The following is a 24,228-nucleotide window of genomic DNA, read 5'->3' as shown; positions in this document are numbered from 1 at the left end:
TCCTCAATCCTCGAAACCGGCGAATCCTCGAAACCAGGCGGCGTGGCCGGAGGGCGACGGCCCCGCCTCCTCCTCCGCTACCCGCTGTTGACGGTCGTTCTGAAAGTTTCGGCTAGCATCCGAATGTTTCGTGGTCCGGAGGATAAGTAAAGCTGAGGTTGAGCGTCAAGGGCGCTCGCGGCTTGATCACGGCGGTCCGGCGCCTCATCAGGAGGAACCGGTTCAGGTCTCCCGAAACTTTCGGCTACGATCTGCTTCATGCCAGTGAAGAGGCGGGTGACCATCGCCCAGATAGCGGAGGAGGCCGGAGTCTCCGTTCCGACCGTGTCAAAGGTGATCAACGGCCGTCCCGAGGTGGCGCCGGAGACCCGTCAGCGGGTGGAGCGCCTCCTGCAGAAGCACGGATACCAGCGCAGGACGGGGCAGGGCGACGGCCCGGTCGGTTTACTGGACCTGGTTTTCGCCGAGATCGAGAGCCCGTGGGCCATGGAGCTGGTGCGCGGGGCCGAGCAGGCGGCGCACGAGGCCGCCGCGAGCGTGGTGATCTCCGTGCTGCACACCCACGCGGGCCCCGGCCGTGACTGGCTGGAGCGCATCGCGGCGCGGCGCACGGACGGTGTGATCATCGTCAGCTCCCGGCTCTCGGTGCGGCAGCAGGGCCAGCTCAGCGCCCGCTCGATCCCGTTCGTCGTCGTCGATCCCGAGGGCGAGCCGCCGCCCGGAGTGGCGTCGGTCGGCGCGACCAACTGGCACGGCGGCCTCGCGGCCACGCGCCACCTTCTCGACCTCGGGCACACCCGGATCGGCATGATCGGCGGCCCGCCCGACATGCTGTGCAGCCGGGCCAGGATCGACGGCTACCGCGCCGCGCTGGAGACGGCCGGAGTGTCCATCGACCCGGAGCTCATCCGGTACGGCGACTTCCTCGTCAACTCCGGCCACGACGCCGGTCACGCGCTGCTCTCGCTGGACAACCCTCCGACCGCCATCTTCGCCGGCAGCGACATGCAGGCGTTCGGCGTGTTCGAGGCGGCCCGGCAGCGGGGTCTGCGGGTGCCCGAGGACCTCAGCGTGGTCGGCTTCGACGACCTGCCGCTGTCCCGGTCCGCGTGGCCGCCGCTGACCACCGTGCGCCAGCCCCTGGAGGAGATGGCCGCGCTGGCCGCGCGGATGGTGCTGGCCATGGGCCGGGGCGAGAACACCGAGGCCCGCCGCGTCGAGCTGTCCACCGACCTGGTGGTCCGGGAGAGCACCGCCCGGCCCCGGTGAAACCGGGACCGATCCATGATCGTCCAAAATGGGAGCGCTTGGACGAATGGGGGCGGGATGACCGACGAACACGCTAAGGTTTCTGCGGATATCGCCGGGTTCGCGGGACGGGGCTGACGGTTGCGGAGTTCGCGTGGAGCGGCCGTCACGGCATTCGCCGCGGCGCTCATGCTTCTGGGAGGTTCCGGGTCGGCGGCCCTCGCGGCGCCGATCCGTGACGCGGCCGGGACGGTGCGGGCCGGGACAGCGTGGTCCGGGACGGTGCGGGGCGCGGAGCACGCGGTGACCGGCCCGGCGTCCGCGGTTCACCGCGAGCGGGCGGCCGAAGCGGCGGAAGGGTCCGTCGAGGAACACCCCTGCACGGTCGCCGTGCCGTCCGGCACGACCTGCGGCTACCTCCTCGCCCCCGAGCGGCGTGACGTGCCCAACAGCAGGACCATCAAGGTCGGCTACGCGGTGCACCGCGCGCCCGCGCAGGCCGGCGGGCAGGCGGCCGACCCGGTCGTCTACATGAGCGGCGGGCCGGGATCGGGCTCGCTCCAGCTCACCGGGTTCCTCAGCCAGATGTTCCCCGACCGCGACGTGGTCGTCCTCGAACAGCGCGGCGGGCGCTACTCGGAGCCCAGGCTGAGCTGCCCCGAGATCGTCCGCGGAGTCGTGGACACCCTGCGCACGCCCGGGCCCGCGTCGGCCGAGACCGCCCCGCTCACCCGGCAGGCGCTGGCCTGCCAGTCGCGCCTCGATGGCGAGCACGTCGACCTGCGCGGCTACCGGACCGCCGAGATCGCGGCCGACGTCGTGGACCTGCGGACCGCGCTCGGCTACCCGCGGTGGTACCTGTTCGGCGTCAGCTACTCCACCCGCCCGATGCTGCTGGCGGCGGCGCGCGACCCGCAGGGCACCCGGGGGGTCGTGCTGGACTCCCTGCTTCCCGCCGGCTCCCGCTGGTACGACAAGTCGTCCGCCGCGCTCTCGGCGACGATGACCAAACTGGGAATCGCCGCCCGGTTCGACGCCATGGTGAAAGCGCTCAACGCGCACCCCGCGGCGTACGAGACCCGGGACCCGCTCACCCGCAAGCGGCTGACGGTGCAGCTCAACGGGGACGACGTGGCGACGATCCTCGGCGAGGCGCTGCACGAGACCGACGTGATCCCGATCGTGCCGGCCCTCGTGGACGGGCTGGCCTCCGGGCGCACCGAACTGCTGCAACCCCTGGTCGACGCGGCCGGCGACGGGCTGACCTCGCACGAGTGGGGCCTGTACTACGCCGTCCAGTGCCAGGACGAGGCGCCGTACAACTCCTTCCCCGACTCGCGGGGCCCCCGGCTGTTCACCGGGGTCGTCGACGCGGCGGTCTGCGACGCCTGGGGCCTGCCGGCCGCGCGGGCCGACGCCGATCTCCTGACCCCGCACGCGTCGGTCACCCCCGCCTCGTCGGAAGGGGCCTCGCCGGACGCCGCGTCGCCGGACGCCGCGTCGCCGGAGGGGGCGGCGCCGCCGATCCTGGTCCTCGGCGGCCAGTACGACCCCACCACACCCCCGGAGACCGCGCGTCAGGCGGTGTCGGCCGTGCCGGGCGCACGGTTCGCCGAGTTCGCCGGGACCGGGCACGCCGTCTTCCTGTCGAGCGGCTGCGGCCGCCAGATGATCGCCGCGTTCCTCGACGACCCGGCCGCGACGGCCCGCTCGTGCGACCCCGGCGCCGCGCCGTACCCGGTCGTACGGCCGGGCGACCTGCTCCTCACGTCCTCGGTCTACCGGCTGTCCCGGTCGCCGATCCCGCTGGCCGTCCCCGCGGTCTTCCTGCTCGTGTCGGCCGTCCAGCTCGTCGCGGGGCTGGTCTCCCTGGTGCGCAGGCGCGGCGGCGGGCTGAGCGCGCTCGCGGGCTTGGCAGGCGTCGCGCTGGGCGCGCTGTCGGCGCTCAGCCTGTCGGGGATCCAGGACTGGACCACACTCGCGATCGGGGTGCCGCACGCCCTGGCCTGGTATGGCCTGCTGGCCCTCGTCTCCACCGGGTTGTCGATCGTCGAGGCGTTCCGGCTGAACGCGGCCGCCGCCAAGATCGTCCCCGCCCTGACCGGCCTCGCGTTCCTCGCCTGGCTGTACGGCTGGCTGCTGGCCTGATCAAGCTCGCCTTAAGTGCCGATTAAAAGGAAAGTTTCTTAATAGAAAGCATTGACGCGGCTGTTCCGGCGGCTTACGTTCCGATCAACCCCTGGGGGGTGGGGTGTGGAGGATCGGCACTTCGCCTGTCGGAGGTATGGCTGTGCGCCTGTTGAGATCATCGTTAGCGCGGACCGCTTCTGCGGTCTGCATCGCGTTCGCCGCCGGCGCCGTGGCACTGGCCGCGACCGGCGGCACCGCCGGAGCGGCGGCCGGCGACGAGGCGTGCCGGCCCGACGGGCTCTACCGGACGCCCGGCGTGGAGGTCCCCTACTGCCTGGCCTACGACACCGACGGCCGGGAGAAGATGGGCGCCGACCACCCCCGCCGCATCATCGGCTACTTCACCGGCTGGCGCGACGGCTCCAACGGGCAGACCCGCTACCTCGCCAGTGACATCCCCTGGGGCAAGGTCACCCACATCAACTACGCGTTCGCCCACGTGGGGCCGGACAACAAGATCTCCGTCGGGTCGAACACGGACAGGAACCCGGCCATCGGCATGACCTGGCCGGGCGTCGCCGGGGCCGAGATGGACCCGGCCTACTCCTACAAGGGCCACTTCAACCTGCTCAACAAGTTCAAGAAGCAGTTCCCGAACACCAAGACGCTCGTCAGCGTCGGCGGCTGGGCCGAGACCGGCGGATACATCGACGACGCCGGCAAGCGTCAGGCGAGCGGCGGCTTCTACTCGATGACCTCGACCCAGGCCGGCATCGACGCCTTCGCCGACTCGGTCGTGTCGTTCCTGCGCACGTACGGCTTCAACGGCGTGGACATCGACTACGAGTACCCGACCTCGAACAAGGACGCGGGCAACCCGCTCGACTGGCCGATCGCCAACGGCAAGCGCGGCACCCTGATGAAGGGCTACGTCGCGCTGATGAAGACGCTGCGCGAGAAGCTGGACCGCGCCTCCGCCGCCGACGGGAAGTACTACATGCTGACCGTCGCCGCGCCCGCGTCCGGCTGGCTGCTGCGCGGCATGGAGACCTACCAGGTCACGCAGTACCTCGACTACGTCAACATCATGTCGTACGACCTGCACGGCGCGTGGAACAAGTACGTCGGCCCCAACGCCTACCTCTTCGACGACGGCAAGGACGGCGAGCTCGCCGCCGCCGGCGTGTACGGGGCCGGGCAGTACGGCGGCATCGGCTACCTCAACACCGACTGGGCCTACCACTACTTCCGCGGGGCCATGCAGCCGGGCCGGATCAACATCGGCCTGCCGTACTACACCCGAGGGTTCAAGAACGTGCAGGGCGGCACGAACGGCCTGTGGGGCACCGCCCCCGCCACCACCTGCCCGGCCGGCTCCGGCCTCACGAGCTGCGGCGACGGCGCGGTCGGCATCGACAACCTGTGGCACGACCTCGACGACAACGGCAAGGAGTCCCCGGCGGGCTCCAACCCGATGTGGCACGCCAAGAACCTCGAGAAGGGCATCCTCGGCGACTACCTGGCCTCCTACGGCGTCACCGACACGTCGCTGACCGGCACCTACGCCCGCTACTACGACTCGACGCTGACCGCCCCCTGGCTGTGGAACTCCACCAAGAAGGTGTTCCTGTCCACCGAGGACGACCAGTCGGTGACGGCCAAGGCCGACTACGTGATCTCCAGGGGCATCGGCGGCACGATGATCTGGGAGCTGGCCGGCGACTACGGCTGGAACTCCGCCAAGGGCCAGTACGAGCCCGGCACCACGCTGACCACGCTGATGTACGACAAGTTCAAGGCCGCCGCGCCGTACGGGAGCGTGCGGGCGACCACCCCGATCCCGGCACAGGAGCTGGACATCTCGGTGGAGTTCCGCGACTTCGCCCTGGGCGACAACAACTACCCGATCAACCCGAAGATCCACATCACCAACAAGTCGGGCGTGACGCTGCCGGGCGGGACGGAATTCCAGTTCGACTACGCGACCTCGGCCCCGGGCAACGCGGCCGACCAGTCGGGCTTCGGCTCCACGATCATCCGCAGGGACCACACCGCGTCGAACAACGTCGGCGGCCTGAAGGGCGACTACAACCGGGTGTCGCTGAAGCTGCCGAGCTGGCAGGCCCTCGCGCCGGGCGCCTCCGTGGACGTCGCCTTCGTCTACTACCTGCCCACCTCGACCCCCTCGAACTGGACGGTCACCTTCGGCGGCGCGACGTACGGCATCACGCAGGACCTCGCCAGGGGCGGCGTGACCGCGTCTCCCTCGGCTTCCCCGTCCGGCTCCCCGTCGGCGTCGCCCAGCGCGTCGCCGTCCGCGGGGACGTGCACGGCCCCCGCGTGGTCGTCCACGACCGTCTACACGGGCGGCAACCTCGTCTCGTACGCCGGTCACACGTGGAAGGCGCAGTGGTGGTCCCAGGGCGAGACGCCCGGCAACGCCCAGGTGTGGCTGGACCAGGGACCCTGCGCGTCCGCCTCACCGTCGGCCTCGCCGTCCGCGTCCCCCAGCGCTTCCCCCAGCAGGTCTCCCAGCCCGTCCCCCAGCCCGTCGCCCAGCGCCTCGCCGTCCGCCTCACCTTCGGCCTCACCGTCGGTCTCGCCGTCGGCGAGCCCCGGCGGCTACCCCGCCTGGACGGCGGGCACGGCGTACGCGACGGGTGACCGGGTGACCTACGGCGGCGCGGCCTACCAGTGCCGGCAGCCGCACACCGCCCTGGCGGGCTGGGAGCCGCCGAACGTCCCCGCGCTCTGGACCAAGCTCTGACCCACGACCTTGCCCGCACGTCCCGCGGCGGCTCGCCCGGACGTACGGCATAGCCTCCGGGCCGTCCCGGACCGGTGACACCGGTACGGCCCGGAGCCGACGCCCGGCGGTCTCAGCCGATCACAAGTCGGGAGACCGCCGGGCGTCGCGCCGTCCGGGGACCTTCTCATCCACCGGCGGCGAGGCCCCGGGAACGGCGGGCGACGTTCCTGGTCACCAGCAGCATCCCGCCGACCGAGGCCAGCATCCCGGCGGCGATGACCGGCACGACGGCCCCGAACCCGGAGGCCCCGGCGACGAGACCGAACAGCGGGGGGCCGACGAGCGCGCCCAGACTGCCCATCTGGGCCACCATTCCGGTGCCCACGTCGGCGTGGTCGAGGCGCTCGAGCACGAGGGGAAGGGCGGCGAAGACGAAGGCGCCCAGCAGCCCGTTCTCCAGGGAGACGATCCCCGCGCCGGTCGCCGCGGCGGCCAGCGGAGCGTCGGCGCCGTAGACGAGCCAGGCGGCCGGCACGACCAGCAGCCCGGACACGGCGAGCACGGCGAGCGGCACGCGCCGCCGGAGCAGAACGCCCACGGACAGCCCGCCGAGGACGCCGACGAATGAGATCGCCGAGGTCAGGGCCCCTGCGGCGCCGGCGGAGCTCGCGTGCTCGTCGATCAGGAGCGTGGGCAGCAGCACGACCACCGGCATCGTCACCAGCACCATCAGGCAGAAGGACACGGTGAGCAGCGCGGGCCACGCCAGCGCCCGCGCGCCGGGCACGGGCCCGGCGGCCGCGCCGGAGACGGACGTCCGCGGCAGCCTCACCCGGACGGCCACCGCCATCAGCAGCGTCAGTCCCGCGATCAGCAGCACCCAGCCGCGCCAGCCGAGGGCCTCGCCGGCGGCGCCGCCCACGAGGGTACTCACGCCGATGCCCACCGGGACGAACGTCGCCCAGACGGACAGGGCGACCCCCCGGTCCCGTTCCTCGGCGAGATGGAGGACCAGCGCCGGGCAGGCGATGGTGACCACGAGGTAGCCGGCGCCTTCGGCGACGCGGGCGGCCAGCAACCAGGCGAAGCTCCCCGCGGCCGCGCTCAGCGCGCTCGCCGCCACCATCAGCGCCAGGGCGGCGATCAGCGACCTGCCCGCGCCGAACCGGCGGACCAGATACCCGGCGGGCAGCCCGGCGACGGCGCCCACCCCGACCACCGCCGAGATCGCCCAGCCCAGTCGCGACAGCGACAGCCCGAGCTCGTCGGCCATCGACGGCCCGACCGCGGAGAACTTGCCGTAGCTCATCGCCGCCACGACGCCTGCGACGTAGATGACGACGATCGTCAGCCACGGCGAGCGCCGCACCGGCGCCTCGCTCCGCTCGGATCCGCCTACTGTCGGCTGGGGGGTCATCAGCTCCTCCTTCGCGGCGCTCGTCACGAGGGACGCACGGTGCCGAATACGGTGCCGAATGCCGGATCCGGCCCGTCGTCCACCCAATCAGGAGAATGCGTACGGCGCCCGGCACATCACCGGAACCGATCACCACGGCACGGTCCGCAGCCGTCGCCGGTTCGCCGCGCGGCATGCGCAGGCCGCGATCAGTGGGACCATGGCTGGGTCGGCGCCCGGCAAAAAGGAAGGCAAGGCAGGTGGACCAGGTCGCCCGGATGTGCAACGACGCCCCACCCACGCGCGGCGGTCGGCGAACGGCCGGACGGACCGCCCCGGCCCCGGCGGCCGCGCGCGCCGTCCCGCCGCGTCACCGTCTGCGGGTGCTCGCCGTGCCGCCGCGTGGCCGTCTGCGGCTGCTCGCCGTGCCATTGCTGGCCCTGCTGTCCGTGATGCTGGTCGCGACGCCCGCGCGGGCCCACGACGTGCTCGTCGCCAGCGACCCCAAGGACGGCGCGGTCCTCGACGCCGTGCCCGCCTCCGTGACGCTCACCTTCGACCAGGCCGTACGCCGTGACTTCGCGCGGATCGCCGTCACCGGACCGGACGGCGCCCACTACGAGCAGGGCGAGATCACGGTGGACGGAAGGAACGTCTCCGTCGGCGTACGGCCGGGCACCCCCGCGGGGGCGTACGCGATCGGCTACCGCATCGTGTCGAACGACGGCCACCCGGTCACCGGCGCCGTGAAGTTCAGCGTGACCGGCGGAGGCGCGGCCCCCGGGGCGGTCACCGCGCCTGCGGCCACTCCCGCGCCCGGCACGGCGAACTCCGGCACGGGGACGACCGGCACGGGGACGACCGGCACGGGGACGACCGGTCAGGGCGGCGGAAGCTGGGTATGGGGGCTGCTGGCCGTCACCGCCGCCCTGCTGGCGCTGTGCACCCGCGTGCTCGTGCGGCACGACCGGCGCCTGCGCGACGGGACGATCCCGGCTCCCCCGGCGGCGGGGACGGCGCGGGCGGCCTCCGCGACCGGTCCAGAAGGGTCGGGCGCAGAGGCGGCGGGCGCGTCGGCGGCGGATTCCGGCGCCGAAGGCCCGTCCACCGGACGCTCCGCCGCCGCCGGGACCGGCGCCGGAAGCTCCCCTGCCTCGGGCGGCGCCGCGTGACCACGACCTCCGAACCTCGCGTCTCCACGGGCCGGTCCGGCCCCGGGACCGAGCACGCCCGCGCCCGGGTCCCGGCGGCCGGACTGACCGCGGGCGCCCTGCTCGCGGTCGTGATCGCGACCTGGCTCACGCTGCCGGGAACGGTGCCCGGGCTGCCCATGCCCGGCACGGTCGTGGAGTACGGACTGCCGGTCGTCCGGCTCGTGCTCGACCTGGCCGCCACCGCGACCATCGGTCTCAGCCTGCTCCCCAAGCTCCTCGGCTTCGACGACCCGGACAGGACCGAGCCGGTCGCCGCCAGGGCCCGGCACTGGGCCGTGCTGTTCTCGCTGGTCTGGTGCGCGGCGGCGCTGGTGTCGGCCGTCCTCAGCGCCGCCGAGGTCACCCCGGGCGCGTTTCCCGACGTGGCGGCGTACGTCGACGGCATCGGCGCGGGGCAGGGCATGATCGTGAGCGCGTCGTGCGCCCTGGCCAGCGCCGCCGTGGGGATGCTCGCGGTGCGGTTCGGCGAGAAGGTGCCGGCCGAGCTGCGGGTGCTCGTCGCCGGGTTCGGCCTGCTGCCGCTCCCGGTCACCGGCCACGCCTCGAACTGGTACTGGCACGACCTCAGCATGGTCTCGATGGAGCTGCACGTCATCGGGGCCTGCGCCTGGGTGGGCGGCCTGGTCGCGCTCGCCGTCCTGCTGCCGCGCCACCGCGACCTGCTCGCCCGCACGCTGCCCCGGTTCTCCCGGCTGGCGACGTACGCGCTGGTCGTCGTGGGGCTGTCCGGGCTCTTCAACGGCCTGGTGGAGCTTCTGCTCACGCCCGCCGAGAGCTTCCCGGCGTCGCTGGTCACGACGGGCTACGGCCGGCTCGTGGTCGCCAAGGCGGTGTTCACCGGAGTGATCGCACTGCTGGGGGGCAACATCCGCTGGCGGTTGCTGCCGGCGGTCACGCGCCAGGCCCCGGCCGCGTTCGCCGCCTGGGCGGCCTTGGAACTCACTGTGATGGGCCTCGCGTACGGCGTCGCGGTCGCGCTGACCAAGACCCCGGTCGCCTGACCCACGGCCCTGCCCGACGCGCCCCCGAGACGCCGAGAGCCGCCCCCGGCGAGGGAGCGGCTCGGGAAAGGCGCGTGAGCGCGGGCGCCGGCCCTCAGGCCGTCGGTTCGGACACGGCGGCGGGCGCGGGCGTCGCCTCGGACGCCGCCTCCGGCCCGGCGGCGGGCGCGGCATCGCGCGACGGGCCGGGCTCGGCCGTGGTCCCACTCTCCGCGGGCCGCGCCTCCCCGGCGATCCTGTCCTCCGCGGCGGCGGCCGTCAGTCCCTTGCGGCCGGTGAACCACTCCACCGCGTACCACACGACGGCCAGCGCGGCGAGCGCCACCGGCCAGGCCTCCGGCGCGTACGGCGGCGCTTCGAGCACCCGGTCCTGCGCCAGCAGCCCTCCGTACACCCCGGCGGTGGCGAGCACCGCGCCCACGAGCGGCCGCAGGTGCCTGATCGGCACCAGGAAGGCCAGGTCGACGCCGAGGCCCGCGAGCAGGAAGAAGAACGGGATCGTCGACGGCGGGAACCCGCCACCCACGAGCAGCGGCCAGATCAGGCACCGGTAGGCCACGTACGCCCCGGCGATCGCGGTGGCCGTGTAGCGGCGGCCGACCATGACGCGGGCGAAGACCAGGATCGCGACGCCCACGACCCCCGCGTACACGGCGTAGACGACGTCGGGGATCGGCAGCGAGAACTTGAGCACCATGGCCCGGTCGACGCCCCGGCCCATCTGGTTGGCCGCGAATTCGAGCAGCGTCGGCTCGGCGTACGGCTGCCCTCGGTCCCAGGAGGCCAGCTCCAGCACGCCGTACTCCTGCTGCAACTCGGGGAAGTGCGCGTTCTCCAGGAAGAACGCGAACAGGCCGCCCAGCACCAGCGCACGCCGGCCGCGGGTGATCTCGGCGTACCGGCCCGAGCCGACATACCAGCCGCGGATCGCTCCGGCGAGCATCAGCGCGGTGCCGATGTACAGCAGCGCGTGGGAGGGGCTCCACGCGGTGATGTCGATCCCGTTGACCCGGTGGTTGATCAGGTCGAGCGGGATCGCGATGAGGAAGACCCCGGTGCCCCACACGATCAGGCGGGAGGACGTGCGGTCCACCCCGTAGCCGGTGTACCAGTGCACGATGGTCAGCGCCACCGCGATCACCGTGCCGACCGTGTTGAGCAGGTGCGGCGGGGCCAGGTCGTCGCGCAGCCACTTGAAGTGCCACGACACGTCCCAGCTCGACCCGAGCACCTTGAGGACGAACGCCGCGAGCCAGCCCAGGTAGAGCACCCGGAAAAGGTCCTGCGGCGTCTGCCTGCCAGCCTCCCCCCGGGTCCAGTACGGAAGAGCCCACTCGATCACGCGAGCGGGGATCTGCTTGAGCGGCGTTCCATTCACGCGCGAAATGATGCCGTTCCCTATGGTGAGGCGCAATCAGGGTTTACCCCGATGCATCATCACGATTCGCGCGCGGAACGAGTCCGCGCCCGCCGTCCCGGCGGTTATCCACAGGCGCGGCGGCTCCTCAGCGGTCTCTCAGCAGAGACAAGTAGCATCGCGACATGACGTTTCCGGGTGGGCGGCGTGCCCTCGCGATCGTGGTCACGCTGGTCATCCTGATGGCCGGAGGCGTGACGTGGGCCCTGTGGCCCTCCGGCCCCGTGGTGAAGGGGCGCGACCTGGTCATCCCCGTCGTGGACGGACCGGCGGACGACCAGCGCGTCGATCTCGACGCCACCTTCTATCCCCCGGCCTCCGGCGGCAGAGCCCCGGCCGTGCTGCTCGCCCACGGCTTCGGCGGCAGCAAGGAGAGCATGCGCGAGCAGGCGGGACGGCTCGCGGAGCAGGGCTACGCCGTGCTGACCTGGTCGGCCCGCGGGTTCGGCCGCTCGACCGGGCAGATCGCGCTCAACTCCCCCGACTATGAGGTCAAGGACGTGCGGGGGCTGATCGACTGGCTGGCCGAACGCCCCGAAGTGCGTCTCGACGCCCCCGGCGACCCGCGGGTCGGAATCGCCGGCGGCTCGTACGGCGGGGCGATCGCGCTGATGGCCGCGGCCTACGACAGCCGGGTCGACGCGATCGTCCCCCAGATCACCTGGTACGACCTCGCCGACGCGCTCTTCCCCGACGCCTCGGGCAAGGGTCCGCTCAACGGCGTCTTCAAGAAGATGTGGGCCGGCATCTTCTTCAGCGCCGCCGCCGACCGGCTGGCCCCCGACGGTGGTCTCGGCGCGGCCGGTCTCGCCGGCCTCACCGGCGGGCGGAGTCCGGGCGCGTCCTCCCCGGCTCCCGGCCCGGCGGCGGGCGAGGCCGCGCCGTCCGGCGGGAACACGTCCGGGGACCGGGAGTCCGGCCAGGGGTCCGGGCGGACGCCCGGGAGCGAGCAGGTCCAGTGCGGGCGGTTCCTGCCGCAGATCTGCGACATGTACCAGAAGGTGGCCGAGACCGGCAGGGCCTCCAAGGAGGCCGTCGATCTCCTGCGGCGGTCGAGCCCGATCTCCGTGCCCGGCCGGATCAAGGTGCCGACGCTGCTGGTCCAGGGCCAGCGCGACTCGCTGTTCCCGCTCTCGCACGCCGACGCCAACGCCCGGGCCATCGCCGCCACAGGCGCTCCGGTCGAGGTCGTCTGGTTCAACGGAGGCCACGACGGCGGCGACGGCGAGGCGGACTGGCTGTCCGACCGTACGACCGGCTGGTTCGACCGCTATCTCAAGGGAACCGGTTCCTCCGCCGGCGACGGTGACTCGGCCGCGTTCACCGTGACCAGGGACGGCGGCCGGGACCCGGGCACGCGCCGCCCGGTGCTCCTGCACGCGACCGCGGACCGCTACCCGGGTCTGCCGGGCGGGCAGCGGACCACCGTCGCCCTCCGGGGCCCCCAGCAGCCGGTCGCCAACCCGGCGGGCGGGTCGCCGTCGTCGATCTCGGCGGTCCCCGGCCTCGGCGGGCTGCTCGGCGGAAACGGCGGCGGCGCGTCGATCGCGCTGGACATGCCCGGTCAGGCCGCCGCCTTCGAGTCCGCCCCACTGTCCAGGCCCACTCAGGTCACCGGCAGCCCCACCATCACGATCAGGGTGTACGGCACGGGTGAGGCCACGCTGTTCGCCAAGCTCTACGACGTCTCCGGGGGGTCGCTCCCGGTGCTCCCGTCGAGCCTGGTCTCGCCCCTGCGGGTGACCGCGAGCGAGGCGGGCACGCCGGTCAGGGTGACGCTCCCGGCCATCGACAGGCGCTTCGACGCCGGGCACAGGATGCGGGTGGTCGTGTCGACCACCGACCTGGGCTACGCGACGCCCGCCGCCCCCGCCGTCTATCGGATCGCGCTGGACTCCCCCGCGCTGGAACTGCCCGGGGACGCGTCGCTGCGCACGCCCGCCACCGGCCCGGCCTGGTGGACGTGGGCCATGCCGCTCGCCGCGATCGCGGTCGCGACCATGCTCCTGCTGATCGGCAGGGCCAGGCGCGGCACGGCGGGAGGCGACGACCCGGCGGTGGACGCCGAGTCGGCCGAGGTGCCCTTGGTGATCAGCGGGCTGGGCAAGCGCTACCGCAACGGCGAGAAGGCGGTCGACGGCCTGTCGTTTCGCGTCGAGAAGGGCCAGGTGCTCGGCCTGCTCGGGCCGAACGGCGCGGGCAAGACCACCACGATGCGCATGCTCATGGGTCTCATCCACCCCGACGAGGGCGAGATCCGGATCTTCGGCACCCGCGTGCGGCCGGGGGCTCCGGTGTTGTCGCGGCTGGGGTCGTTCGTCGAGGGGCCGGGGTTCCTGCCGCACCTGTCCGGCCGGGCCAACCTGGAGCTGTACTGGCAGGCCACGGGACGACCGCCGCAGGACGCCCACATGGAGGAGGCGCTGGAGATCGCCGGGCTCGGCGCGGCCCTGGACCGCGCGGTGCGCACCTACTCCCAGGGCATGCGCCAGCGCCTGGCCATCGCGCAGGCCATGCTCGGCCTTCCCGACCTGCTCGTGCTGGACGAGCCGACCAACGGCCTCGACCCGCCGCAGATCGCCGAGATGCGCCGGGTGCTCAAGGCGTACGCCGAGCGGGGGCGCACCGTCATCGTCTCCAGCCACCTGCTCGCCGAGGTCGAGCAGACCTGCACCCACGTGGTCGTCATGCACTGCGGGAGGCTGGTGTCGGCCGGGCCTGTCGGCGACCTGCTCGGCACCGCGCCGGCCGCCAACGGCGCCGGCCCTCGTCTGGAGGACGTGTTCCTCGACCTGATCGGAGAGCGCCGATGAGCCCGGCGAAGCGACCGGCCCCGGACCTGACCGGACAAGTCCCCGACGGTGGGCGGGCCACTCCGAGCATCCAGGACGGGCCGGACACGCGCGGGGGTGACGCGGGAGGCCGGGCCCCCGGCTACGCTCCGGGACGCACGCTGCCGCTGCGGGTGGAGTTCGTGCGGCAGTTGCGGCGGCGCCGCACCATGGCGATGTTCGGCGTGCTGCTCGCCCTCCCGTGGGTGCTCGTGGTGGCGTTCCAGTTCGGGCCGGCCGGGCGGGGCCAGGGCAGCCTGCGCCTGTCGGACCTGGCCACGGCGGGCGGCCTCAACTTCGCGGCGTTCGCCCTGTCGGTGTCGGCCAACTTCCTGCTGGTCGTCGCCGTGGCGCTGTTCTGCGGCGACACGGTGGCGAGCGAGGCGAGCTGGTCGTCACTGCGCTACCTGCTGGCCGCGCCCGTTCCCCGCGACCGGCTGCTGCGCCAGAAGCTGGTGGTGGCGCTGGCGTACTCCGCCGCCGCGGTGACCGTGCTTCCGCTGATGGCCCTGCTCGCCGGCACGCTGGCCTTCGGGTGGAACGACATCACCGTGCCGGGGACCGGCGAGGTGATCCCCGCCGCCGACGTGCTGCCCAAGTTCGCCGTCGTGATCGGCTATGCCCTGGTCAGCCAGCTGGTGGTCGCCGCGGTCGCCTTCCTGCTGTCGGTCGGCACCGACTCCCCGCTCGGCGCGGTCGGCGGCGCGGTCGGCCTGGTGATCGTCAGCAGCATCCTGCAGGCGGTCGAGGCGCTGGGCTCGCTGCGCGAGTTCCTGCCCACGTTCTGGAACGCCGCGTGGCTCGACGCGCTCGCGCCCGAGCCCGACTACAGCGGCATGGTGAAGGGCGTGGCGGTCTCCGTGACCTACTCGGTGGTTCTCGTCGCCCTGGCCTTCCGCCGCTTCCGGCGCCGGGACGTCGTCTCCTGACAGGACCCGCGCCGTCCCCGGGCCTTCCAGCTAGCCGGAAGGCCCGGGGACGGCTGGCGGTGGGACCGGAATGGAGGCTGCCAGCGCAGACGGGCCGACGCCGACCGACACATGGTGGTATCGGAGCCGGCGGGGGACAGCCCGGGCCGGCGCCCCTCACGCCCGGCGTCGCGGTCCTCGATCGGCCACAGCCGTACGGCCCCGCCGGACGTACGAGACCGCCGCCACAGCCGCGACCGTAGCCGGAGGTGACCGGGTACCGATGACTCACCTGAGACAAGTGGCGCCCAGGCCATGCCCGGCGCCTGCGCCGCGACCGCTCGCGCCACACGCCCGGCGCCGCCGTACGCCGCCTCCCGGGCCAGCCGGGCCGGTGGGGGCCGCGACACCGACGGCAGCGTTGCGATGAATGTCATGTGTCACCACGACCCCGCCCCCACCGGCGATCCAGACACCGGCGTCCCCGTCCCTCCCGGCGAGGACGAGGCCGCCCTACCAGGGCGCGCCGAAGGGATGCTGGAGCGGCTCGCCGACGCCGGGAGACGCCTGGACCGCAAGGCCGAGCGCCAGCGCCGGTTCCTGGTCGACGCCTCCCATGAGCTGCTCACCCCGCTCGCCGGGGTGCGGGCGCAGCTGGAGGAGGCCCGGCTGCACCCCGCCGAGACGGACCTCGCCGAACTCGTCGACTGCTCGCTGAGAGACGTGGACCGTCTGCAGGCGGTCGTCTCCGACCTGCTGCTGCTCCTGAAGGCGGGGACGAAGCCGCCCCACGGGAGGATGGCGGCCGACCTGGCGGAGTTGGTGCGGACGGAGGTCTCCAGCCGGGCACACCGGTCGCCGGTGCTGCTCCGGCTCATCCCCGGCGTGGCGGTCCACGCCGTCGAGCACGAGATCCACCGCCTGCTGGGCAACCTCCTGGACAACGCCCAGCGGCACGCCAGGAGCAGGGTGCTGGTGGAGGTCCGGCAGGAGGGCGCCCATGCGGAACTCGCCGTCTCGGACGACGGCGGCGGCATCGCCGAAGCCGACCGGGAAAGGGTGTTCGAGCCGTTCGTCCGGCTGGAGAAGTCTCGCGGCCGGGGCGGCTCGGGCCTGGGCCTGACCATCGCGCGGGAGATCGTGCGGGCGCACGGCGGGACGATCGGCGTGGAGGAGGCGGCGGAGGGCGGCGCCCGTTTCGTCGTCCGCCTGCCGCTCGCCGATCCCCCGCCCGGCCGGGGGGCATGACCGCTCCGTCAGGCGTTGCCGACCGGAATCACGGCTGTCAGCGTGGTGCCATGGCCAACCGGGCTGGTGACCTCGATCGTGCCTCCGAGCGCCTGGACGCGGTCGATGAGACCGATCAGCCCGGAACCCCTGCCCGGGTCCGCGCCTCCTTTCCCGTTGTCGCGGACCCCGACTCTCGCCGCGTCGCCCGCCGCCTCGACCTCGACGCACACCAGCGAGGCCTGCGCGTGCTTGGCCACATTCGTCAGGCACTCCGAGACGATGTAGTAGACCGCCACCTCGACCCGCTCCGGCAGGCGCCCGTCGACCCGCACCTGCAGGTCGACGGGAACGGCCGAGCGGCGCGCGAGCATCTTCAGCGCGGGCCCGAGCCCGCCCTTGGACAGGATCGCCGGGTGGATGCCGCGGGACAGCTCGCGCAGGTCCTCCAGCACCAGCGTCAGGCCCTCGGCCGTGTGGGACAGCTGCTCCTTGAGCTTGGGCAGATCCGGCGGCACGGCGGTCTCCGCCATGCGCAACTGCAAGCCCAGGGAGACGAGGCGCTGCTGGGCCCCGTCGTGCAGGTCGCGTTCGATGCGGTGCCGGGTCTCGTCCGAGGCAGCGACGACGCGGGCCCGCGAGGCGGCGAGCTCGTCGCGGGCCTGGGCGTTGGAGATCGCGGTGGCGACGAGTTCGGTGAAGTCCCGCATGCGCTCCTCGACCCCTTCCGGCTGCGGCTCCCGAGCTCGGAAGAAGGCGATCATCACGCCCCACAGGCGCGCCTCGACGACGATGGGGCTGGCGACCGCGGAGGTGATCTCCTTGTCCTTGGCCCACCCGTCCAATTCTCCGGCGGCCCCCTCCTCCGCCGTCATCCTGCCGGGCTGTCCCGTGTACAGGACGAGGGCGGACAGGCCGGTGTCCCTGAGGGGCCGGCGCGAGCCCACCGGCGGCGGCGAGCCGCGGTCCGACGAGCTCCAGGAGCTCACCAGGACGACCGTCCGGTCGGGCTCGTACCGTTCGACCGCCGTGTGGTCCGCCTTCACGATCAGACCCATTTCGCGGGCGACCGCACCAAGGATCTCGGTCGGAGAGACTCCGCGCGCGACCAATGTCGCGACCCGTCGCAGGGCGGCCTGCTCCTCGGCGATCTTGGCGAGCTCGTCCCGGCTCGCCGCCAGGGCGTTCCCGATGGCCTCGCGGTCGCGTGCCGCCACCAGCATCGTCTCCAGCGAGGGCACCACGCGCTCCCGCAGGCGGCGCATCATGGCCGCCGGCAGGTCCGCGGGCACGACGAGCGTGCCGATCCCGACGCCGTCGTCGGCCAGCGGCAGCGCGGTGTGACGCGGGTCCTCGCCGACCGGTCCGAGTTCGATGGCCAGGAACGGCAGGCCGAGCCCCTGCGCCAGGCGCCGGGCCACGACCGGCAGCGCCCCGCGCAGATGCTCGGCCCGCAGGAGGAGACGGGCCGTCCTGGCGTCGAGATCGGCTTCGCGGCGGCGTTCCTCAGCCTCGACGACCAGGGACCGCATCAGCGCGGCGGCCGCGCTCACCAGCAACCCGACGACCAGGAAGACCACCAGCGGCACCCACGTCCAGGAGCTGAAGAGGCTGACCTGGTGGATGGGCGGGACCTGGAAGAAGTCGTACGCCACGACGCTGGCCAGGGCGACGATCACGCCGAGCCACATGCCCCAGAGGTACGCGACCACGAGAACGCCGGCCAGATAGACTACGTCCAGGGCGTTGCTGGGCGCCACCTGCGCCAGCGCAAGGGCTATGAACGTCTCGGCTGCCACGCATGCGGCGCCCGTCAGGATGCCCCACAGGAGAGGCGGGCGGCTCGCGCGTAGCAGCAACGACAGCAACCGCGCGCGCACAAGGCCACACTACCCTCGCAGGACGGATAGAGGTACGGGCGAGAGCCCAGGTCAACGCCGTTGCCCGCCGCATCGAACCGGCACGCGACGAAGGCGGCAGAGCGGTGGACGAGACTCCGATGCGAGTGGTGCTGGCGGACGACGACGTCCTGCTGCGCGAGGGGCTGGCGAGCCTGCTGGAGCGATCGGGGTTCGAGGTCGCCGGCCAGGCGGGAAACGCGGCCGAGCTGCTCGCCCTGGTGCGGGAACGCCGTCCCGACCTGGCCGTCGTCGACATCCGGATGCCTCCGGCGCACTCGACGGAGGGCGTCGAAGCGGCCAAGGTCATCCGCGCGGAGTTCCCCGAGGTGGGCATCCTGCTGCTGTCGGCGCACGTCGAGGTCGAGCAGGCGATGGAGCTGCTCGCCACCGGGCACCGGATCGGCTACCTGCTCAAGAGCCGGGTGACCGCGGTGTCCGACTTCGTCGAGACGCTCCAGCGCATCGTCCACGGCGGCTCGGTCGTCGACCCCAGCCTCGTGGCCGAGCTCTTCAACGCCCGCCGCCGGCATGATCCGCTGGAGGAGCTCACCCAGCGCGAGCGCGAGGTGCTCTCCCTCATGGCGGAGGGCCGGTCGAACGCCGGGATCGCGCACAAACTCTGGATCACCGAGGGCACGGTCGAGAAGCACGTGCGCAGCATCATGTCGAGGCTGCGGCTGCCGGAGGCGGAGGACGACCACCGCCGCGTGCTCGCGGTGCTCGCGTTCCTCGACGCCCGCTGAGGCCGTACCGGTGCCGCCGGTCCGGCCCGTTCAGACGTCCGCGCCCCGCAGGATCTCGTCGATCGCCCGGCCCGACAGGCGTGGCTTCGACAGGAAGGCGACGGCCGGGCTGGTCGCGATCATCTCGGCGAAGTCCTGCTCGTCGTACGTCGAGATCAGGATGACCCGCGGCGGACGGTCCCCCGCATCCTCGTAGAGCCGCAGGACCAGGTCGAAGCCGTTCTCCTCGCCCAGATCGATGTCGACCAGCACGAGATCCGGCCGCAGCTCCTGGAAGCACCGGAGCGCCTCGGCCGTGGTGGACACCGTGCCCACGACAGCGATGCCGTCCGCCTCCAGCAACAGGCGGGCGGCCTCCTTGAAGTGGTCGCTGTCGTCGACGATGAGACACCTGAGGGGCACATATTCAGAGTGGCATTCGGAGCGCGTCCGCGTCATTGCAGCTAGCCACCATCCCGCGGTGCCGTGGGCACCCCCCGTCGGATGGGGGCTGCCAGCGCAGACGGCGGGCCTTCCAGAGGCCATCGTAGGGAGTGTCGGCGAGCGACCGCGCGGCGGGTGAGATCGCCCGGGGCCCGGAAGGAGGCGGCGATGCCGGCCGACCGCCCCGAGATGTGGGCCGGCGAGGCAACCGGCCACGGCTCGGCCGCGCCGACGCCGGGCGGGTCCGGCGCGAGCCCGGAGCGGGCCGCCGGCACGTCCCGGATCTTCGTGAACTGTCCGCCGCCCGCTGAAGGATCGAGGTGAGACTCATGTGCCCGCACACCCCGCCGTGTCCGCCCGCGTACGCCCCCGATCACGACGCCGCCCGTCTCGTGGCCTTCCACCCCGAGCAGGGGTGGGGGCTGCTCTGCAACGGTGTCGTGGTCTTCGAGGACACCGGCGAACTGCTGCCCGACGGCCGGAGCCTTCTCCCACACCGGGCCTGCTATGCCCAGGCCGCGTGAGTCCATGGGCACGGTCACGCTGGTCCCCATGGCTCGGCGGCCGGGCGACGCCTTCCCGTGGGAGCGGCTCCTTGCGGACGACGCGGCCGGCGACGGCGTGCCGGACGCGCACCGGGCCTCCTGGGTCCTGCCCGCCGTCCCCTCCTCCACGAGCCGGGCGCGCCGGCTCGTCCGCGCCGCGCTGCGGGACTGGGCGGGCAGCGCGGCGGGCGAGGTGCCCGAGGTGGCCGAACTGCTCGTCAGCGAGTTGGTCGCCAACGTCCTGCGGCACGGGCGAGGGGAGCCGGTCCTCACGCTCCTGCTGCGGGACGGCGTCCTGCGGTGCGAGGTCGAGGACGAGGCCCGCGTTCCGTTGCGGGTCCGCGACAGGTCACCGGACGACGACGAGGGCGGCCGGGGGCTGCTGATCGTCGAGTCCCTGTCCCGCTCCTGGGGCGTGCGCCCGACGAGCAGGGGGAAGGCCGTCTGGTTCGAACTGGCCGTGCCCTGAGGAGTGTCTGACCTAGTCCCAGTGAGGCGGGCGTTCCTCCAGGAGGTGGGAGACGTCGGAGTCGGAGCGCCAATCGCCCCACCCGAGGTCGGTGTCGTCGCTCGTCTGGTCAGGCAGCACCGGCAGCCCCTCGTCGAAGAGGTCCACCGGACGCATGTCATCCGGATGCTGCACACTCACGCGGCCAATGCTACTGGCTCTGCCCGGAGCCGCGAAGCCGCGAGGGCCACGAGAGCCGTGGGAGCGGTGGGAGCCGTGGAATCTCAGCGCGGCGGCCGGGTGGCGCTGGGACTCCTTGCCTCGACGGGAGATCACGCCGCCTCACGGCCGGGCAAACGTCACGCCCGTACCACCGGACAGCCAACCGCACGCAAAGGTACGATGCGGGAGCAGGGAGCACGCCGGACGAACCCCCCGTGAGGCGGCATGGCAACGCCAGCAGGATGGCGGCAAGAGGGCAACCTGCCCGTGGAGCTGACCAGCTTCGTCGGGCGGACGCGATTGCTCGCGTCGCTGAGACAGAAGCTGCAGGAGTACCGGCTGATCACCGTGACGGGCATCGGCGGGGTCGGCAAGTCGCGCACCGCGCTGCGTGTCGCGCACCAGGTGCGGCGGCAGTTCAGGGACGGCGTCTGGTACGTCGACCTGGCCCGGCTGCAGGACCCGGCGATGGTCTACCACACGATCACGGCCGCGCTCGGCATCGCCGACCAGTCGCCGCGCGAGGGGTCCGACACCCTCACCGAATGGCTGGCCGAACGGGAGCTCCTGCTCATCCTGGACACCTGCGAGCACCTCGTCGACGCCTGCGCCCAGCTCACCCAGGAACTGCTCGACACGGCGCCGCACCTGCGCATCCTCGCGACCAGCCGGCGGTCGCTCAACGCGCCGGGCGAGTACACGGCCGCCGTGCCTCCGCTGACCGTGCCCGGCGACAACCCCTCGGACCCCGCGTTCACCAACGAGGCCGTCGAGCTGTTCGGCGCGCGGGCCTCCGCCGTCGTGCCCGACTTCGTGGTGGACGAGGACAACATCGCGGCCGTCGCCGAGCTGTGCCGCCGCCTCGACGGGATCCCGCTGGCCATCGAACTGGCCGCCGTACGCCTGCGCACGCTATCGGTCGAGCAGATCCTCGCGCTGCTCGCCGACCGGTTCAGCCTGCTCGCCGGAGCCAGCCGTACGGCGCTGCCGCGGCACCAGACGCTGCGCGCGGCGATCGGCTGGAGCCACGAGCTGTGCGAACCGGCCGAGCGGCTGCTGTGGGCGCGGCTGTCGGTGTTCGCCGGCGACTTCGAGCTCGAGGCCGCCCGGCACGTCTGCGCCGGCGACGCCCTGCCCTCCGACCGGATCCTCGACGTGATCGGCGGCCTGGTCGACAAGTCGGTCCTGCTGAGCTTCCCCACCCCGGCCGGTCAGCGATACCGGCTGATCGACACGCTGCGGCAGTACGGCGGCGAGTGGCTGGACAAGCTCGGCGAGACGCAGGACCTGCGCCGCCGCCACCGCGACTACTACCTCCAGCTCGCCGAGCGCAGCGAACACTCGTGGTCGGGACCGCGCCAGGTCCACTGGTACACGCGGATGCGCTAGGAGCACGACAACATCCGCGTCGCGCTCGAGTACTGCCTGTCCACCCCGGGCGAGGAGCGCGTCGGCCTGGAGCTGCTGTCGGCCCTGTGGTTCCTGTGGGTCGCCTGCGGCTTCGCCCGTGAGGGCGTGATCTACCTGGACCGCGCACTCAAGGCCAGCCCCTCGCCCAGCAAGGAACGCTGCAAGGCGCTGTGGGTGCTGGCCTACATCCGCAGCGCCCAGGGCGACATGGCCGGTGCGCTCGCCGCGGCCGAGCAGTGCAGCACCGACGCGGTGCGCGTGGGCGACTCGGGCGCGGTGCTGCTCGCGACCAAGATGCAGGGCACCGCGGCCATGCTGCAGGGCGACGCGAAGAAGGCCACCGCGCTGCTCGGCGTCGCGATCGAGTTCCACCGTGGTGGCCGGGAGCTGAACCCGGGCCTGCTGCCCGCGATCGTCGAGTTGTCCATGGTTCTGCTCGCGCAGGGCGAGTTCGAGGAGGCGGAGACGCTGCTGGTCGACTGCCTGCAGGTCTGCCAGGAGCGCGGCGAGCTGTGGCTGCGCTCCTACGCCTGGTACGTCTCCTCACTCGTCCACCGGGCGACCGGCCGGCGCGACGAGGCGCTGGTGGCGTGCAAGGAGGCGCTGCGCATCAAGCGGCACTTCCACGACGTGCTCGGGATCGTCCTGTGCGTGGACAACCTCGCGACGCTGAACCTCGAGGCCGGCGAGCCGGAACGGACGGCGGCCCTCCTCGGGGCGGCCCAGGCCAACTGGCGGACCTTCGGGCTGCCCCAGTTCGGGTCGCCGTTCTTCACGACGGAGCACGAGCAGTGCGTCAAGGAGTGCAAGAAGCTGATCGGCGACGCCGCCTACGACGAGGCGTACGCCGCCGGGGCCCGGTTCAGCCTGGGCGACCTCGTCGAGTACGCGCTGGACGACCTCGACGACTTCCACCTGGACTGACCGGGCCGCCGGGGGCCGATGATCACTGCCAGGCGCCGACGTACCGGGAGCTGGTCAGCGAGTAGTCCACGCTGCCGCTGATCCAATACTTCAGGCCGTTCACGTACGCGTCGACGGCGGGCGAGCCGAGCGCCTCGGTGGCGGGGCTGAGCGCCGCCATCGCGGCGACCGCCTCGTCGCGCATCGCGCCGATCCGGTCCATCGCCTCCTGAACCGTGCAGCCGGTGTGCCCGACCAGCACGCTGACGAGGTTGTTGCGGATGTTCGCCTCACTCCGCTCCTTGGCGTACGAGATGAGGTCGTTGTCCCAGACGACCACGTCGTTGGCGTGCTCGGTCATCTTGTGCACCATCGGATGGCGCCACTCGTCCATCGTGAGAGGGACCTCCGCGGCCACGTCGATCAGCGCGAAGACGGTGAGCATCGCGCCGGTCCTGCGGCGCATGAAGATGTAGTCGTCGATCGTGGGAACGACGTCGTCCTCCCGGTTGGCGGCCTCCCAGACCTGGGCGAACAGGTAGTCCTTGGTGGTCGCGCGCCACCGGTCGAGCTGGTCGGCGGTGCCGTGCTTCCTGATCCGCGTCTTGATGTCGAGGAGCGCGCGGGCGAAGACGTTCTCGACCGGTTCGTCCCCCTCGTTGTCCTCGACCACGCTGTAGAGCTGGGGCAGGGCCCGGGCGATCTCGGCCGCCCGCCGGTCCGACTCGCAGTAGGCGTCGTCGAACGCGAACAGCCACACGCACCAGTCCGTGACGAGCTGGCACAGCTCCCGGGGAGCGTACGGGTAGGTCCGCGCGCCGAGCCATCCGTAGCGAGCGAGCCGGAAACGCTCGAACTGGTCGTCGTCGGCGATCATGCCGGAGGCGGCCAGCCAGGCCAGCGTGTCCCGGTTCACCTCGTCGACGTGCGGGTTCACCGCACTCGGGAAGGGGCAGGTGAGCGAGGGAAGGCGGAGGGGGCGCCCGCTGAGGGAATCCGCTTTCGCAGTAGCCATCCGACAAGCATGGTCCTGCCGGATAAACTTCGCCAGACTTGCCACAATTACGGACACACCGGTCAGCCGGAACGGCTCAATCGGATCAGCTCAGCCGGATCAGCCCTCGATGAGGGCGACGATCTCGTCGTCTCCGAACATGCGGGCGGTGTCGACGGCCGACGGCGTCCCGGCGTAGCGATCGGCTCCCAGCTCCAGCAACGCCCGCACGACCTCGGGCTCCTTCTTGAACACCGCGCCGGCGAGCGGGGTCTGCCCGCGGTCGTTGGCGAGGTCGGGGTCCGCGCCCCGCTCGCCCAGGGCGCGCACCGTGGCGGCGTGCCCGTGGTAGGCCGCCAGCATGAGCAGGGTGTCGCCCTTCTGGTTGCGCAGGTTGACGGGCACGCCCGCGTCGACGTACGCGCACAGCGCCTCGGTACGCCCCGACCTCGCGAGGTCGAACAGCCTGGTGGCGAACTCCTCCAGCTCAGGGTCCGGCTCCATGTTCCCCATAGTCC

Annotated in this window: 21 protein-coding genes and 1 pseudogene; 15 read left to right on the top strand and 7 right to left on the bottom strand. The window is 72.6% G+C overall.

Annotated elements, in window-relative coordinates:
- Nucleotides 1–258: 258 nt before the first annotated feature.
- The 3 genes from IL992_RS34285 (at nt 259) to IL992_RS34275 (ending at nt 6,145) form a co-directional block, all read left to right on the top strand.
- Entirely contained in the window at nt 259–1,269 is a 1,011-nt protein-coding gene (locus tag IL992_RS34285) for a LacI family DNA-binding transcriptional regulator (RefSeq protein ID WP_079316791.1), read from the top strand.
- 168 nt (nt 1,270–1,437) lie between these two features.
- Complete coding sequence (locus IL992_RS34280; protein ID WP_193207466.1) at nt 1,438–3,396, top strand: alpha/beta fold hydrolase; 1,959 nt, start codon at nt 1,438–1,440, stop codon at nt 3,394–3,396.
- Between the two features lie 142 nt (nt 3,397–3,538).
- The gene (locus IL992_RS34275; protein WP_319019008.1) at nt 3,539–6,145 is read left to right on the top strand and encodes a chitinase C-terminal domain-containing protein; all 2,607 of its coding nucleotides are present in this window, start codon (nt 3,539–3,541) and stop codon (nt 6,143–6,145) included.
- Between the two features lie 166 nt (nt 6,146–6,311).
- Here the strand turns inward: IL992_RS34275 and IL992_RS34270 are convergent, their stop codons facing one another.
- On the bottom strand, nt 6,312–7,544 hold the full coding sequence (locus IL992_RS34270; RefSeq protein WP_193207464.1) for an MFS transporter: 1,233 nt from the start codon (nt 7,542–7,544) through the stop codon (nt 6,312–6,314).
- Between the two features lie 239 nt (nt 7,545–7,783).
- On the opposite strand from IL992_RS34270, the gene IL992_RS34265 reads away from it, so the two are divergent.
- Both IL992_RS34265 and IL992_RS48630 read left to right on the top strand, forming a co-directional pair.
- Nucleotides 7,784–8,695: a copper resistance CopC family protein gene (locus IL992_RS34265; protein WP_193207463.1), complete on the top strand. Its 912-nt coding sequence runs from the start codon at nt 7,784–7,786 to the stop codon at nt 8,693–8,695.
- Nucleotides 8,692–9,738 (top strand): copper resistance D family protein, encoded by a 1,047-nt coding sequence (locus IL992_RS48630; protein ID WP_319019007.1) that lies wholly within the window; start codon nt 8,692–8,694, stop codon nt 9,736–9,738. The genes IL992_RS34265 and IL992_RS48630 overlap by 4 nt, the downstream gene beginning before the upstream one ends.
- A 94-nt stretch (nt 9,739–9,832) precedes the next feature.
- Here IL992_RS48630 and IL992_RS34255 read toward each other — a convergent pair whose 3' ends face one another.
- Nucleotides 9,833–11,116, bottom strand: coding sequence for a hypothetical protein (locus IL992_RS34255; protein ID WP_193207462.1), 1,284 nt, complete (start codon nt 11,114–11,116; stop codon nt 9,833–9,835).
- 164 nt (nt 11,117–11,280) lie between these two features.
- On the opposite strand from IL992_RS34255, the gene IL992_RS34250 reads away from it, so the two are divergent.
- From IL992_RS34250 to IL992_RS49100, 4 genes and pseudogenes are all read left to right on the top strand, one after another.
- Nucleotides 11,281–13,968, top strand: a complete 2,688-nt coding sequence (locus tag IL992_RS34250) for a CocE/NonD family hydrolase (protein WP_226874248.1) — start codon at nt 11,281–11,283, stop codon at nt 13,966–13,968.
- Nucleotides 13,965–14,915 carry an ABC transporter permease gene (locus tag IL992_RS34245; protein ID WP_193207461.1) on the top strand — a complete coding sequence of 317 codons (951 nt, stop codon included), beginning with the start codon at nt 13,965–13,967 and terminating at the stop codon, nt 14,913–14,915. The genes IL992_RS34250 and IL992_RS34245 overlap by 4 nt, the downstream gene beginning before the upstream one ends.
- 294 nt (nt 14,916–15,209) lie before the next feature.
- Nucleotides 15,210–15,656, top strand: a pseudogene (locus tag IL992_RS49105) (histidine kinase dimerization/phospho-acceptor domain-containing protein); the annotation flags it as partial.
- A gap of 36 nt (nt 15,657–15,692) precedes the next feature.
- Nucleotides 15,693–16,142, top strand: coding sequence for a sensor histidine kinase (locus IL992_RS49100; RefSeq protein ID WP_404804809.1), 450 nt, complete (start codon nt 15,693–15,695; stop codon nt 16,140–16,142).
- An 8-nt stretch (nt 16,143–16,150) separates the two neighbouring features.
- Here the strand turns inward: IL992_RS49100 and IL992_RS34235 are convergent, their stop codons facing one another.
- The gene (locus IL992_RS34235; protein ID WP_319019006.1) at nt 16,151–18,001 is read right to left on the bottom strand and encodes a sensor histidine kinase; all 1,851 of its coding nucleotides are present in this window, start codon (nt 17,999–18,001) and stop codon (nt 16,151–16,153) included.
- A 104-nt stretch (nt 18,002–18,105) separates the two neighbouring features.
- On the opposite strand from IL992_RS34235, the gene IL992_RS34230 reads away from it, so the two are divergent.
- Complete coding sequence (locus IL992_RS34230; RefSeq protein WP_449843673.1) at nt 18,106–18,765, top strand: response regulator transcription factor; 660 nt, start codon at nt 18,106–18,108, stop codon at nt 18,763–18,765.
- 30 nt (nt 18,766–18,795) lie between these two features.
- On the opposite strand, the gene IL992_RS34225 is transcribed toward IL992_RS34230, so the two are convergent.
- Nucleotides 18,796–19,167 carry a response regulator transcription factor gene (locus tag IL992_RS34225; protein WP_319019005.1) on the bottom strand — a complete coding sequence of 124 codons (372 nt, stop codon included), beginning with the start codon at nt 19,165–19,167 and terminating at the stop codon, nt 18,796–18,798.
- A gap of 189 nt (nt 19,168–19,356) precedes the next feature.
- Between IL992_RS34225 and IL992_RS34220 the strand changes: the two genes are divergently transcribed.
- From IL992_RS34220 to IL992_RS34210, 3 genes are read left to right on the top strand one after another with little or no spacing between them, the layout of a single operon-like run.
- Nucleotides 19,357–19,512 carry a hypothetical protein gene (locus IL992_RS34220; RefSeq protein ID WP_193207456.1) on the top strand — a complete coding sequence of 52 codons (156 nt, stop codon included), beginning with the start codon at nt 19,357–19,359 and terminating at the stop codon, nt 19,510–19,512.
- A gap of 5 nt (nt 19,513–19,517) precedes the next feature.
- Entirely contained in the window at nt 19,518–19,712 is a 195-nt protein-coding gene (locus IL992_RS34215) for a DUF5999 family protein (RefSeq protein ID WP_079313607.1), read from the top strand.
- Nucleotides 19,696–20,202 (top strand): ATP-binding protein, encoded by a 507-nt coding sequence (locus IL992_RS34210; protein ID WP_193207455.1) that lies wholly within the window; start codon nt 19,696–19,698, stop codon nt 20,200–20,202. Before IL992_RS34215 ends, IL992_RS34210 begins: the two co-directional genes overlap by 17 nt.
- Before the next feature lie 12 nt (nt 20,203–20,214).
- Here the strand turns inward: IL992_RS34210 and IL992_RS34205 are convergent, their stop codons facing one another.
- Nucleotides 20,215–20,382 (bottom strand): hypothetical protein, encoded by a 168-nt coding sequence (locus tag IL992_RS34205; RefSeq protein WP_185949386.1) that lies wholly within the window; start codon nt 20,380–20,382, stop codon nt 20,215–20,217.
- Between the two features lie 246 nt (nt 20,383–20,628).
- Here IL992_RS34205 and IL992_RS46845 point away from each other — a divergent pair, with 246 nt between their 5' ends.
- Together IL992_RS46845 and IL992_RS46840 are read left to right on the top strand one after the other, a co-directional pair.
- Nucleotides 20,629–21,792 (top strand): ATP-binding protein, encoded by a 1,164-nt coding sequence (locus IL992_RS46845; protein WP_226874247.1) that lies wholly within the window; start codon nt 20,629–20,631, stop codon nt 21,790–21,792.
- A gap of 126 nt (nt 21,793–21,918) precedes the next feature.
- Complete coding sequence (locus IL992_RS46840) at nt 21,919–22,737, top strand: tetratricopeptide repeat protein (protein ID WP_319019004.1); 819 nt, start codon at nt 21,919–21,921, stop codon at nt 22,735–22,737.
- Nucleotides 22,738–22,759: 22 nt separating this feature from the next.
- On the opposite strand, the gene IL992_RS34195 is transcribed toward IL992_RS46840, so the two are convergent.
- Nucleotides 22,760–23,731, bottom strand: coding sequence for a 4-epi-cubebol synthase (locus IL992_RS34195; RefSeq protein ID WP_193207454.1), 972 nt, complete (start codon nt 23,729–23,731; stop codon nt 22,760–22,762).
- Between the two features lie 99 nt (nt 23,732–23,830).
- Entirely contained in the window at nt 23,831–24,223 is a 393-nt protein-coding gene (locus tag IL992_RS34190) for an ankyrin repeat domain-containing protein (RefSeq protein ID WP_193207453.1), read from the bottom strand.
- Between the last annotated feature and the right edge of the window lie 5 nt (nt 24,224–24,228).

This window comes from Microbispora sitophila, assembly GCF_014892245.1.
In the GTDB taxonomy this organism is placed as follows: Bacteria; Actinomycetota; Actinomycetes; order Streptosporangiales; family Streptosporangiaceae; genus Microbispora; species Microbispora siamensis.
The sequence above is the reverse complement of the archived record's forward strand: the minus strand, read 5'-3'. Positions and strand labels throughout refer to the sequence as shown.